Here is an 11482-nt window from a genome sequence, read left to right as displayed (position 1 = left end):
GGGGAACCGTCATGGAAGCTATTGCAATGGAACGCTCTGCACGGGTGGCTTATCACCCGCTGCAGAGGTCAGGGCCGTCCGAGGCTCGTGTGCTGGTCGTCACTACTGACGATATCACCACCTTCAAAAGGGCTCTTTCAGCCGAGCCTTGGTTGCTTGCCCAGGCTCGGTCCTCGGCGGAGGCGTCAGGGCAGATCGCCGCAGATCATTTCGACGTCATATTGCTCGATGCGGCGCTGTACCGGAGCGACGACTGGTCTTGGCTATCGTCGGCGACCACACCCACAATACTGATATCTCCGCCAGCAACTCAGCATGAATTCGGGACCATTCTAGCCGCACGGCCGGCAGACTTCCTTTTCAAGCCGTTTCATGCGCCGGAATTGGTGGTGAGGATCAAGAAGGTTCTCGGCCGGGTGCCGGCTGGTTCCAGCTTCTTTCAATCGCCGAACCTGTCGCTTGATGCGGAGCAACGTCAGTGCCGTATTCTGGGCAAGAACATTCGCCTCACCGCGCACGAGACGGGGTTCCTGTCGGCTCTTCTGAATGCGCCGCGCCATTTCTGCACTTACGAACAGCTGATCGAAAAAATCTGGGGCAGGCCCGGTGCGGTGGAAACGCAGAACCTGCGCGTACTTGCGGTCCAGCTGCGGAAGAAGGTCGAGCCGCGGCCCGAGGAGCCAGCCATTCTGGTCACCGTGACCGGCGTTGGTTACCGAATCCAACTGCCCTAGAACCGCGGTGGCGGGGGCATTCCGGTGAGCGTGCAGAACGCCGTCCGTCTCCTTCTCATCGAGACGACGGGCGGTCGCGTCGACACGCTCGCCGCTGCCTTTCCGGACGAGACGCTCGAGATCGAACATGTCACGTCCGTGGAAGCCGCAAGGGCGCTCCTCCAGTCACGGGATTTTTCTGCAGTCCTGCTCGAAGGCTCCCTAGCCGGGCCAGAAGGTTTTTCGTTCATCCGCGAGATTGACGCGCCCGTGCTGCTCGCTTCGCTGCCCGCAAATTACGAACTCATCATGTCGGCTTATGTCGCGGGAGCGGCCGACTTCATATGCGGAGCTGCCTCGGACATAGAATTGGCAGCGCGCCTCAGGTATCTCCTCGAACGGCGCCACGATACCGCGGCGCGGCGCCGCTACAGAATAGGGCCCTACGAACTTGACGTCGAGCTCCGCCACTGGGGGCTGGACGGCACCGGCACTCACCTCACGCATCACGAAACTCAATTTCTCGCGGCGCTCGCGGAATCACCCAAACATTTCTGCACCTATGCCGATCTGATCACCCGCGTCTGGGGATCGCCTACAGCGGTAGAAACCCAAAACCTCCGCGTCCTCGCCGGCCACGTCCGAAAGAAAATCGCCCTTGCGTCCCAGCAGCCAGACCTGCTGAGAACTGTCACTGGGGTAGGTTACAAATTGTCGCTAGACGATCAGTAAACAGGCAAATGCGGAGCGGTGGAAGACATATCTTCCGGGCGATCACATGTTCTTCACGCACCCCCGCTATTTTGGGACTCGAGACGAAGAGATGGGGACATTTGGCCACCCTTCGCTGAACCCCTCGATCTCTACAATGAACGACGAGGCGCCCCTTCCGCCAAACGCCAATCTTGACCAAGATAAAATGCTGTTTTCCTGGTGAATTCAGAGTGGCCTATGCTCTGAGGTCTCGTAACTCACTGGCGAGAGCAGCTCTTACGATTAGTCACGCGCTTCGAAAGTTCGCCTTGGTAAGCGGCAATTGGCGCACCCTAGTGCCGGTTGCGGCAAAGAGCGCATTGCAGAGGGCCGGGGCGATCGGTGGAACTGGCGCCTCGCCGACCCCGCCCAGCCTTTCACCGGGGCTTTCGAGCAGGACGATCTCTATGTTGGGGCTATTGGCCATCTTGATGATGGGGTAGTCACGAAAGGTCGACTGTTCGACCTGCCCGTTGGCGATCGTGATTTCTTGGAATAGAGCCGCGCTCAATCCATAGATGATGCCGCCTTCGATCTGGGCGCGCACCTGATCGGGATTGACGATGGTGCCGGCGTCCAGCGCACAGGTGATCTTGTGGATGGTGATCTCCTTGAGAGGCGAGACTGAAAGCTCGACGATCTGGGCGCAATATGTCCGCCAGAGTCCGCCGCTTAGCGCAACGCCCCGGTGTCGACCTGCCGCCGGCGCGGTGCGCCAGCCCGCCGCATCCGCCGCGGCGTCGAGCGTCCGAACCATCCTGGGCTGCTTGGTGAGCAGCGATCGGCGATAGTCGATCGGATCGGCCGAGGCGGCCGCGGCAAGCTCGTCGATGAAGCTTTCGAGAAAGAAGGTGTTGTAGGTGTGCGAAATGGCGCGCCAGGATCCGATTGGGATGCCCGGATTCCATCGTTTTTCCATGCCGATCGCCGGCCCCAGATCATAGGGGTGCATGGTCATGTCGCCGCCGCTCGAATAGGGCTCCATTGATGCAAGCCGCATCCGAACGCCTTCCGGCTTGCCATCGGCATCGAGCGCCGCCTCCATCTGGGCGGCTGCCGCGGCGCGATAAAAGCCGTGCTTGGTATCCTCCTGCCGACTCCAGATCAGCTTCACCGGTGCTCCGATGGCCTTCGAGATCAACGCGGCCTGCACACCGTAATCGGTCGCCAGCCGCCGCCCAAAGCTGCCGCCGACCTGGGTCGTGTGAACCGTGACCTTTTCGACCGGCATGCCGATTGCCCGGGCAATAGCCTCGCGGACCGGCGACTGAACCTGGGTGGAGAGCCAGACCTCCGCACTATCCTCCTTCACCCAGGCGGTGCCGTTCATCGGCTCCAACGGCGATTGCGACAGCAACGGCACTTCGTAGCTCGCCTCAACACGCCGAGTGGCCTTTGCCAGCCTTTCGTGCACCTGCCGGCGAAGCTCGACTTCATTCACCTCGCGTCCCAGCGAGGCTTCCGCCGCTTCTGCCACCGCCAGCCTGAGCCCCTTGCTGATGTCGGCTGAGGATGTTTTCCCGAGAGCGCCGAAGTCCCAACGGGGGCGAAGCGCGCGCAAGCCTTTGGTGGCAGGCCAATAGCCGTCGGCAACGACAACGACCGCATCGGTAAGCGGGTCGGTCTGCTCGACCAGCGCACCTTGGGTTCCTCGTTCCTCGACGGACTTGATGCGACCGCCATTCAGTTCGAGCACCCGCTTCACGCCGCGAACAGCCAGAGCGGGGGCCGGATCGACTCCAACGAGACGCCCGCCAAATACCGGGCATTGCAGGATCGTGGCGACGAGGAGACCTGGCATCCGCACATCGACGCCATAGATGTTGGTGCCGTCGACGATCGGTTTCAGCCCAAGCCTTTCCATCGGCTTGCCGATATAGCGCCACTCCGACCGTTCCTTGAGCGGAGGTTTCTCCGGAACCGGAAGAGCCGCCGCTTCCTCGGCAAGCTCTCCATAGGAAAGGCTTTTGCCAGAGGCGGCATGGAAGACGCGACCGTTGCGAGCCAGGCACTCACCGTCAGGCACGCCCCAGCGAGCTGCCGCGGCTGCGGTCAGCATAGAACGAGCCGCCGCGCCGGCCCGCCGCAATTTGTCGAAATTGGTTCGAATGGCGACCGAGCCGCCAGTGGAATAGATGCCGAAGACGTTGAAGTAGCTGCGTTCCACGGGGGCCTGCTCCACGCTCACTTTCGACCATTCGACGTCAAGTTCGTCGGCAACGATCTGGGCGAAGCCGGTTTGGGCGCCCTGTCCCATTTCGATGATGTTGACGAGCACGCTCACCGCTCCGTCGTTGCCGATCCGAAGCCAGCTGTCGAAGAGCGGAGCGGCTGCCCCCTTCTGAGCGGCGACCGCGGCGGAAGAGAGGCCGAGCTTCATGCCGAGAAGGAGGCCGCCGCCCTTCATCGCGCCGCCGAGCAAGTCGCGACGGCTAATGTCGAATACGGCCTTATCCATTTGCGGCGACCTTTATGGCGCGGCGCACGCGATTGTAGGTTCCGCACCTGCAAAGGTTTTGGATGGCTTCATCGATGTCCGCGTCGGTGGGCTTCGGTTTTTCCTTGAGGAGCGCCGCCGCGGCCATGATCATGCCAGCTTGGCAGTAGCCGCATTGGGGGACCCGCTCCGCGATCCAGGCGCGCTGGAGAGGATGCGTGGCATCGGGTGAGAGCCCTTCGATGGTCGTGACCGGCCGCCCACCGACTTCATCGATCCTGAGCATGCAGCTGGTGACCGGCTCGCCGTCCACATGGACCGTACAGGCCCCGCAAAAGCCGACCCCACAGCCGAACTTGGATCCGTTGAGACCCAACGTGTCTCGGAGCACCCAAAGGAGAGGAGTGTCGGGGTCCACATCCACCTCGTGAAACTTGCCGTTGACCTGCAGCCGCATCTTCACCTTGCTCCGTTCGCGATCACGTGGGCAGTCCTATACCGCGCCAGTCCCGAACCAATCGGACTGGGACGAAAGCGCCTCCAGAGGGATGAATGGCGAAGGATGGCGCACCCCCAAGCATCGTCTAGCTTCAGAACTAGCTGCCGATTGCCCTGAGACATCCTTCATTCGTCCCAAACCCGCTCTTTTCGTCACCAAAGATTGGATTCTCTCCCCGAGGAACGCTCTAGAGAAGCAATGGAAACTTCGTCCTATCGCCACTCTGCTCATTGCCTATTCTGCGCCCGAATTTGACATGCAACGACAGTCCGGGGCGCAGTCCGTACGACAGATTTTCAGCTTTCTTCGCGATGCACAGGCGAAGGAGGTGCCGGCGACGCTGGTCACGGTCGTCGGTCTCAGCGGCTCGTCAACGCGCGCATTGGGAACGCACATGGCAGTGGCTGGGAACGGAAGCTACGCAGGATCCTTCTCCGGCGGCTGTATCGAGGCTGCAGTCGTCGCGGAAGCGCTCGACGCTATCGCCGAAGGCAAGGACCGGACCGTTCGATTCGGCGCCGGCTCCCCCTTCATCGACGTTCGGCTGCCCTGTGGCGGGGGAGTCGACCTCCTTATTCAGCCGCAACTGCCAGCCGCGCTCATCGCCGATTGCATGGACCGTCTGAATCGGCGCGAGCCGCTCAAGCTCCTGCTGCGACCGTCGCAGCCCCGCCTTCACATCCTCCCGCCGGAGAGGGAGGAGACCGGCCCCCGAGCCGACGATTTTCTCGTCTGGCACGCCCCAGACATGAAGCTTGTCATTGCCGGGAATGGCGAGGAAAGCCTTTCGCTCGCGCAGCTCGCCTCGGTTTTCGGGGCGGATATCCTGCTGCTTTCGCCGGACGAGCAAGTGATCGATGAAGCGCGCGTCTCAGGCTTCGAATGTATGAGGCTCACCACGCCTTCTGCGGTCGATTTTCAGGCGGACCCCTGGACCGCAATCATCCTCCTTTTCCACGATCACGACTGGGAGCCGCACCTGCTCGAACGAGCGCTCCATCAGCCCGTTTTCTATATCGGCGCGATGGGGAGCAAGGTGACCCATGAAGCCCGCCTGCAATTGCTCAGCGAGCGCGGGCTGGATGAAGCCTGGCTCGCTCGCATCCGGGGGCCGATCGGCCTGATACCCGCCGCTCGTGACCCCTCGATGCTGGCCTTGTCGGCACTTGCCGAGATTGCCGCTGAATATCGAAAGGTGGCGAGATGATCCCGGTCGAGAACATCGCCGCGATCCTCCTTTGCGCCGGCTCGTCCAGACGTCATCCCAGCGGATGCAAGCTGATGCGCTTCCTCGATGGGCGTCCGCTCGTCGCCCATGCAGCCACTTTGCTCGCCGAGCTCCCATTCAAAAATCTTGTCGCCGTCGTGCCGCCGGAGCCGGTCAATGAGCCGCTCCACCGCCTCCTTGGCGAACTGGGCTTCGCGCTCGCGATCAACGAGCGGCCCGAACAAGGCCAGGATAGCTCTGTCCGCATCGGCCTCGCTGCAGCGAGGCACAGCGATCCCGACGCGTTTCTCATCTGCCTCGGCGACATGCCGCATATCGAGTCAGCCCACCTTCATGCGCTCGCGACTGCCGCGACTGCGGAGCGTCCCACCGCGAGCGGCGGCGACAATTGGCTATCGCCCCCTGTGCTGTTCCCGCGCGGCTATTACACGACGCTTGTTGGCGAAGATCGCTCACCGCGCGATATTCTCGCCCGCGACGTAGCGGTGGTGGCGGCAGCGCCTCGCCTGCTCACCGACTTCGATCTGCCGACCGACTTCGAAGCCGTTGGGGAGAAAGCGGCATGATCGGCCTCGCCGCCCTCTTCCTTGGTGTCGCCTTGCTCTACGCCATGGTCGGCTTCGGCGGGGGCTCGACCTACAATGCCCTCCTCGTGCTCGTCGAAGCCGACTACCGGGCGATCCCGACCATTTCGCTCCTCTGCAACATCGTCGTGGTCAGCGTCGGCACTTGGCGCTTCTGGAAGGACCGCCATGTCCAGTGGCGGCGTATCTGGCCGCTCTTTGCATTATCCGTGCCGATGGCCTGGTTCGGTGGCCGCATCGAGGTGGCCGAGGAGGTATTCGTCGGCGCGCTCGCCCTGACGCTCTTCGTCGCGGGGCTGGCACTCCTTTGGCAGCCCGAGCATTCCGGAACGGAAAGGGAGGCGCGCCCCTCGCTGCTTGAGCCGCTCGTCGGCGGCGTTCTGGGCTTCCTTTCCGGCCTGGTCGGGATCGGCGGCGGCATCTTCCTTGCCCCTGTCCTTCATTTTCTCCGCTGGGACAGGTCGAAGGTGATCGCCGGCACGTGCGCGGCCTTCATCCTCATCAATTCGATCGCCGGCCTCGCCGGCCAGCTGGGAAAGACCGACGGCTATGATCGGCTTGGCGCGATCGAGGCGCACTGGCTCCTCTTCCCGGCCGTGGTGATCGGCGGCTATATCGGGTCGCGGCTCGGCAGCTCGATCCTGCACCCCAAATATGTGCGGATCGCGACCGCCCTCCTCATCCTTTTCGTGTCGGTCAATCTGGGGATTCGCTTCAACGATATGGTAGGGGGTCCGCTATGATCGACCCGTTCGGCCGCGCCATCACCTATCTCCGCCTCTCGGTGACGGACCGGTGCGATCTTCGCTGCACCTATTGCATGCCGCAGCGCATGACCTTCCTCCCGAAGAAGGAGTTGCTGACGCTCGAGGAATTGGACCGCCTCAGCGCGGCCTTCATTCGGCGCGGAATTCGGAAGCTCCGGCTGACCGGCGGCGAACCGCTCGTCCGCCGCGACATCATGTGGCTGGTGGAGCGGCTTTCGCGCTTCCTCGGCACCGGCGAGCTGGACGAGCTCACGCTCACCACCAACGGCACGCGCCTCGCTCATCATGCTGCCGATCTTGCGCGGCTCGGGGTCCGTCGCATCAACGTCTCGCTCGATAGCCTGGAGCCCGAAACCTACGCCCGCATCACCCGCGGCGGCACGCTGGCCGAGACCGTCCGCGGCATCGATGCAGCGCTGGACGCGGGCATCGAGGTGAAGATCAACACGGTCGCGCTTCGGGAGGACAATCTGGAGCAGGCGGTCGGCCTCGCCGAATGGGCGCACAGCCGGGGCGCGGGCATCACCTTCATCGAGGTGATGCCGATGGGCTCTGTCGAAGCCGACAGGCTCGACCAGTTCGTGCCGCTCACCGAAGTGCGCCGCCGCCTGGAAGAGCGCTGGACGCTGACCGATACGACGCTCCGCACCGGCGGACCGGCACGCTACGCCCGAACGGACCAAGGCGGCACAATCGGCTTCATCACCCCGCTCAGCCATAATTTCTGCGGCTCCTGCAATCGAATCCGGGTGACCTGCACCGGGCAGCTCTTCATGTGCCTCGGCCAGACCGCCGACGCCGATCTCAGAACGCCGCTCCGTGCGTGGGCCGACGATGCGCCGCTGGAAGCCGCCATCGCCGCCGCGATCGAGCGGAAGCCGAAAGGTCATGATTTCGCCATTCGCCGGAGCGCACCGCCGGCCGTCGAACGGCACATGTCCGTGACGGGCGGCTAATGGCCAGCGTCCGCCTCCTCTATTTCGGTTATCTCGCCGATGCCGCCGGCACCCGCGGAGGCTCGGTCGATCTGCCCGCCCACATTGGCGACACCGACCAGTTGCTCGATTGGCTTGAGCCCAGCCTTGCGGAGGAACTCAGGCGCCCATCGGTGCGGATCGTCATCAATAACGAGATCAAGGCAGGCACCGTGCCGATCCACCCGGGCGACGAGATCGGCTTCATCCCGCCGATGAGCGGCGGATGATCCGGGTTCAGGAAGAGCCGTTCGATCCAGCCGCCGAAACCGCTTCGCTTGCCCTGCGGAGCGGCAATGCCGGCGCCGTGGCGACCTTCATCGGCATCGTCCGCGGCGCCAATGAGGAAGCTGCCGTAACGCGGCTCCACCTCGATCATTATCCTGGCTTCACCGAAAGCGTGATCGGCCGGATGGCAGCCGAAGCCGAAGCGCGTTTTCCGCTGCTCGCGCTGGCCGTCGTCCATCGCTACGGCGACCTCGGGCCCGGCGAGCCGATCGTCTTCGTCGGTGCCGCCGCCGAGCATCGCCGCGCTGCTCTCGAAGCGGTCGATTATCTGATGGACCGCTTGAAGACGGAGGCGCCTTTCTGGAAGAGAGAGGACGGGCCCACCGGCTTCCGCTGGATCGAGCCGCGGGAGGCCGACCACGCGGACCGGGCGCGATGGACGAGCGAAGGGAGCGAGGATGCACGGGATTGACGAGAGGCGGCGCTTCGTGCCGGTGCGGGTAGCCGTGCTCACCGTGTCGGACACGCGCACGCTCGACACCGATACGTCGGGCAAGATCCTCGCAGACCGCATCGAGGCTGCGGGTCACGAGCTTGCCGACCGCGCCATCGCTCCGGACGACGTGGAGGTGATCCGTGGAAAGGTCGACGCATGGATCAAGGATCCCGCGGTCGACGTGGTGATCTCGACCGGTGGCACGGGCCTCGCCGGCCGAGACGTGACGCCCGAAGCGGTGCTGCCCCTGCTGGACAAGGTGATCGACGGCTTTTCGGTGATCTTCCACCAGGTGAGCTATCAATCGGTCGGGCTCTCCACCATTCAGTCGCGCGCCTTTGCGGGTCTAGCGAACGGCACCTTCATCTTCTGCCTGCCGGGCTCGAACGGCGCGGTGAAGGACGGATGGGACCAGGTGATTGCGGCGCAGCTCGACGCGCGCCACCGTCCCTGCAACCTCGTCGAGCTGATGCCGCGGCTGATGGAAGGGGAAGCATGACCGAGCTCACCCATTTCGATGCCGACGGGCGGCCGCATATGGTCGATGTGGGCGGCAAGGCGGCAACGGAGCGGGCGGCGATCGCGCGCGGTCTGGTGCGGGTCGACGCTGCCGTGCTCGAGCTGGTCCGCGCCCGGCGAGCGGCGAAGGGCGACGTCCTGCAGGTGGCGGAGCTCGCCGGCATCATGGGCGCCAAGCGGACGAGCGACCTCATCCCGCTTTGCCATCCGCTGCCGATCTCCTCTGTGAAGATCGAGGTGACGATCGACGACGTGCTTCCCGGCCTTTGCGTCGTCGCCGAGGTCAAGACGACGGGCCGCACGGGTGTTGAGATGGAAGCGCTCACTGCCGTCGCCACCGCCTGCCTGACCATCTACGACATGCTAAAAGGCGCGACGCGCGACCTCATGGTCGAAAAGGTCGAATTGCTCGAAAAGCGCGGCGGCCGCTCCGGCCTCTGGCAGAAGCCAGAGAATTGATGCTGAGTCTTCAGGAGGCGCGTGCGAAGCTGCTGCACGGGCTAGCTGCAATGCCGGCCGAAACCATATCGATCGAACAATGCGGCGGGCGTATTCTCGCGGAGGACGTCATCGCTGCCCGCAGCCAGCCACCAAGCCCCCTCTCTGCCATGGATGGCTATGCAGCGCGGGCGGAAGACGCAGCGGCCGGCGCAGTGCTGCGTCTAGTCGGCGAAGCGCCAGCCGGAGCTCCGTTCGACCGGGCGATTGAGGCGGGCGAGACCGTGCGTATCGCGACGGGCGGTATAGTGCCCGAGAATGCAGACTGCATCGTGATCCAGGAAAATGTCCGGAGAAGCGAGGAGCAGATTCGTGTGGAGGTAGCGCCGACGCGGGGAGAGTTCGTTCGGCCCGCCGGCTGCGACTTTGTGGCGGGAACTGTGCTCGCCCGCAGCGGCGAGGTATTGACGCCGGCGCGGCAGGCGCTCGTGGCAGCTGCCAACGCGGGTAAAGTCGCCGTGCACCGGAAGCCGAAAGTGGTCGTCGTGCCGAGCGGAGACGAACTGCGGGAGCCTGGCGGTCCACTGGAGCCGTGGCAGATCGCGAATTCCGCCACGTATGCAATACTCGATCTGGCGCGGCGCTGGGGAGCGGATGCGCACCGCAGTGACATCTTGCCGGATGACAAGGTGGCTGCACGAGCAGCCCTGAAGAATTGGCTCGAGGCGGATGTCGTGGTGACGATCGGCGGGGCTTCGGTAGGCGATCGCGATGTCTTGCGTCCGTTGATAGTCGAACTTGGAGCTGAGCTGTTGTTCGACCGGATCGCGCTTCAGCCCGGAAAACCAGCCTGGCACGCCCGCTTTCCCGATGGGCGCCTCGTACTTGGCCTTCCTGGCAATCCCGTGTCCGCCTACGTCTGCGCGCATCTGTTGCTGAAGCCCCTTCTCCACGCACTTCTTGGCCGAAACGTCGATGCGAAGCTTGAGACGGTTCGAGCACGCCTTGGGGCTCGCCTTCCAAAAAGTGGCCCACGGGAGACCTTCGTCAGAGCTGAGCTCGCCGTTGATGCGGAAGGAAGCCTCATCGCGGCCCCAGAACCCCGCCTCGACAGCAGTTTGCTGGTTCCGCTGGCAGCCGCAAACGCGCTCGTCCATCGCAACCCGTATTCGGCCAAAGCGGAATCCGGTGAGCTCGTAGACATTCTGGTTCTAATTGAAACTTTCTGACAATCGCCGTGGCGCGCGCTCGGCGCTACAGTTCGGCGAATGGCAGACGCGCCCTGATGCGCGCGTCGCGCCGAAAGCAGGGGCACCGCTCGCGCCCCTCAGGAGAGCGCTCGCCCTCCTCGGGAGTCCGACAGCAAAAGATCGTTCCCGCTACGTACGATAAAAGAGGCCAACAGAGATTAATCTCGGAGAGCGCGGACAATCCTACAGCTACTTTAGTTAAGCAAGTCGATGCCGAGAGCTATAACTCTACGAGGCACAGATGGATTGTCTGATAGCACTTGCGTCAGAGCCCGAGCCCATCCCCGAGCCCCGGTTCGATTTTAATGCCTCCAAGCTTGGCTTGCGATGAGTTCCGTGGCCTATAATGGCCTCAAAATAGCAAAATGGCGGAGCGGGAGGGATTCGAACCCTCGATACGGTTTTGCCGTATACTCACTTTCCAGGCGAGCGCCTTCGACCACTCGGCCACCGCTCCGCATGCTCTGGAAGAAGGGCCATCTAGTGGCCCCCGAAGCGGAGGGCAAGTAAGCGGTGAAGGGCATGCGCTTTTGTCCGTGAGAGGGCGCGACGGCCCCGCCTCTGGACTCCAGGCACGGCGGCGCTAGCATCCCTCC

Annotated in this window: 13 protein-coding genes and 1 tRNA gene; 11 read left to right on the top strand and 3 right to left on the bottom strand. The window is 63.5% G+C overall.

The genetic code is table 11. The features are described 5' to 3' along the window. Positions 1-11 precede the first annotated feature (11 nt). Both VGD10_RS03385 and VGD10_RS03380 read left to right on the top strand, forming a co-directional pair. The gene (locus tag VGD10_RS03385) at positions 12-734 is read left to right on the top strand and encodes a response regulator transcription factor (RefSeq protein WP_331039382.1); all 723 of its coding nucleotides are present in this window, start codon (positions 12-14) and stop codon (positions 732-734) included. Positions 735-758: 24 nt separating this feature from the next. Further along, positions 759-1445: a response regulator transcription factor gene (locus tag VGD10_RS03380; RefSeq protein ID WP_331039381.1), complete on the top strand. Its 687-nt coding sequence runs from the start codon at positions 759-761 to the stop codon at positions 1443-1445. 268 nt (positions 1446-1713) lie between these two features. On the opposite strand, the gene VGD10_RS03375 is transcribed toward VGD10_RS03380, so the two are convergent. Together VGD10_RS03375 and VGD10_RS03370 are read right to left on the bottom strand one after the other, a co-directional pair. Continuing rightward, complete coding sequence (locus VGD10_RS03375) at positions 1714-3924, bottom strand: xanthine dehydrogenase family protein molybdopterin-binding subunit (protein WP_331039380.1); 2211 nt, start codon at positions 3922-3924, stop codon at positions 1714-1716. After that, positions 3917-4360: a (2Fe-2S)-binding protein gene (locus VGD10_RS03370; RefSeq protein ID WP_331039379.1), complete on the bottom strand. Its 444-nt coding sequence runs from the start codon at positions 4358-4360 to the stop codon at positions 3917-3919. The genes VGD10_RS03375 and VGD10_RS03370 overlap by 8 nt, the downstream gene beginning before the upstream one ends. A 298-nt stretch (positions 4361-4658) precedes the next feature. On the opposite strand from VGD10_RS03370, the gene VGD10_RS03365 reads away from it, so the two are divergent. Genes VGD10_RS03365 through glp form a run of 9 tightly spaced genes read left to right on the top strand, consistent with a single transcriptional unit; the run spans position 4659 to position 10865 of the window. After that, a complete protein-coding gene (locus VGD10_RS03365) occupies positions 4659-5609 on the top strand; it encodes an XdhC family protein (protein ID WP_331039378.1) in 951 nt (316 codons plus the stop codon). Further along, entirely contained in the window at positions 5606-6196 is a 591-nt protein-coding gene (locus VGD10_RS03360) for an NTP transferase domain-containing protein (protein WP_331039377.1), read from the top strand. The genes VGD10_RS03365 and VGD10_RS03360 overlap by 4 nt, the downstream gene beginning before the upstream one ends. Then, positions 6193-6957: a sulfite exporter TauE/SafE family protein gene (locus VGD10_RS03355; RefSeq protein ID WP_331039376.1), complete on the top strand. Its 765-nt coding sequence runs from the start codon at positions 6193-6195 to the stop codon at positions 6955-6957. Before VGD10_RS03360 ends, VGD10_RS03355 begins: the two co-directional genes overlap by 4 nt. Beyond that, entirely contained in the window at positions 6954-7937 is a 984-nt protein-coding gene (moaA, locus tag VGD10_RS03350) for a GTP 3',8-cyclase MoaA (protein WP_331039375.1), read from the top strand. Before VGD10_RS03355 ends, moaA begins: the two co-directional genes overlap by 4 nt. Next, positions 7937-8185, top strand: coding sequence for a MoaD/ThiS family protein (locus VGD10_RS03345; RefSeq protein ID WP_331039374.1), 249 nt, complete (start codon positions 7937-7939; stop codon positions 8183-8185). The genes moaA and VGD10_RS03345 overlap by 1 nt, the downstream gene beginning before the upstream one ends. Then, positions 8182-8655, top strand: coding sequence for a molybdenum cofactor biosynthesis protein MoaE (locus tag VGD10_RS03340; RefSeq protein WP_331039373.1), 474 nt, complete (start codon positions 8182-8184; stop codon positions 8653-8655). Before VGD10_RS03345 ends, VGD10_RS03340 begins: the two co-directional genes overlap by 4 nt. Beyond that, positions 8642-9178: a molybdenum cofactor biosynthesis protein B gene (gene moaB / locus VGD10_RS03335; protein ID WP_331039372.1), complete on the top strand. Its 537-nt coding sequence runs from the start codon at positions 8642-8644 to the stop codon at positions 9176-9178. The genes VGD10_RS03340 and moaB overlap by 14 nt, the downstream gene beginning before the upstream one ends. After that, a complete protein-coding gene (moaC, locus tag VGD10_RS03330) occupies positions 9175-9657 on the top strand; it encodes a cyclic pyranopterin monophosphate synthase MoaC (RefSeq protein WP_331039371.1) in 483 nt (160 codons plus the stop codon). The genes moaB and moaC overlap by 4 nt, the downstream gene beginning before the upstream one ends. Then, positions 9657-10865, top strand: coding sequence for a gephyrin-like molybdotransferase Glp (gene glp / locus VGD10_RS03325; RefSeq protein ID WP_331039370.1), 1209 nt, complete (start codon positions 9657-9659; stop codon positions 10863-10865). Before moaC ends, glp begins: the two co-directional genes overlap by 1 nt. A 387-nt stretch (positions 10866-11252) precedes the next feature. Here glp and VGD10_RS03320 read toward each other — a convergent pair. After that, a tRNA-Ser gene (locus tag VGD10_RS03320) sits at positions 11253-11343 on the bottom strand. Positions 11344-11482 lie beyond the last annotated feature (139 nt).

The sequence above is a fragment of the Allosphingosinicella sp. genome (assembly GCF_036402135.1).
GTDB lineage: Bacteria > Pseudomonadota > Alphaproteobacteria > Sphingomonadales > Sphingomonadaceae > Allosphingosinicella.
Note: the sequence above shows the minus strand (reverse complement) of the source record. Positions and strands in the feature narration are given on the sequence as shown.